Here is a 941-nt window from a genome sequence, read left to right on the forward strand (position 1 = left end):
GTTCTACCGCAAGCTGCGGGTTTACCCTTGGCGTTGTATCTTTTCTTTTCCGGGGGCTGTACTGTCCCTGCTTAACGTTGGAAGCTGCCGCTTCCGGGTGTGAGTTTGTTTCCATGAGATATGTTCATTGAGTTGCACTTCAGTTTGCTTTGTGTCCGCTCGATATGGGCGAGAGTGTAGCCTTTCCCTATCTCGCTTGCCTTATACTCCGTACCGCTTCGGGCTGTGACATAGTAGCCGTTAAGTTTCCCGGTGCTTGCCCTGGCTTCCCGGACTTTAAAACCTCTCTTACCAAGTTCTTCCTTGAATTTGGTAAAGTCAAAGCCCTGCATCTTCTTCAATACGCCGTCCATGGCTTCCTTGATTTCCGCTTTGTTGACTTTGCCAATGTCCTGCGACTGTACAAAGTTCCGTTCCTTGGCTATGGCATTGGCGGCTTCCGTTGCCTTTTTCCCTACCCAGTTGTCCCGGTACAGTTCCCCGGAAAGGGAAACCCGGTTTGCCAGTATGTGCAGGTGGGCTTGCTCTTTCTTGCTCTCCGTACCGCTGTGCCGGATGATGATGTACTGGTGGTTCGCCAACCCCATGCGCTGCATGAAGTCGTTACCAAGTTCCGCCCAGTCCGCATCCGTAAAGGTGGCGCTTTCCTCTATCGAGGGGCTGACCTCGAAACGTAGGCAGTTGTTTTTTACGTTCGGAAAATCAATGTGATACGGTTTCATTTCCTGCACCATTTCCGCACCAGTACACCCATAAAGTTCATGCCGGGCTATCTCGGTGGCTACTGCCTGCCCGTTTATCTCTTTGGCGAGGTCGTACTCCAATGCCGCCACACCATGTGATATGCTTTTCCCTTTCCCTATCATCGTGAGAGTATTTTTTTGAGCTCTGTAATTAGTTCCCGGTTCTCCTCGAACACTTCCCGGTACTGGCGACCACCG

1 protein-coding gene is annotated in these 941 nt (G+C 51.4%); it reads right to left on the reverse strand.

All coding sequences use genetic code 11. The annotated features are described in order from the left end of the window. Positions 1 to 71: 71 nt before the first annotated feature. On the reverse strand, positions 72 to 941 hold an 870-nt coding region (gene mbpB / locus ABUA34_RS14345), incomplete at its 5' end, for a mobilization protein MbpB (protein ID WP_502880279.1).

Origin of the sequence: Coprococcus sp. RTP21428st1_C9_RTP21428_210409 (assembly GCF_040227395.1) — a bacterium.
Taxonomy (GTDB): Bacteria; Bacillota; Clostridia; order Lachnospirales; family Lachnospiraceae; genus Coprococcus; species Coprococcus aceti.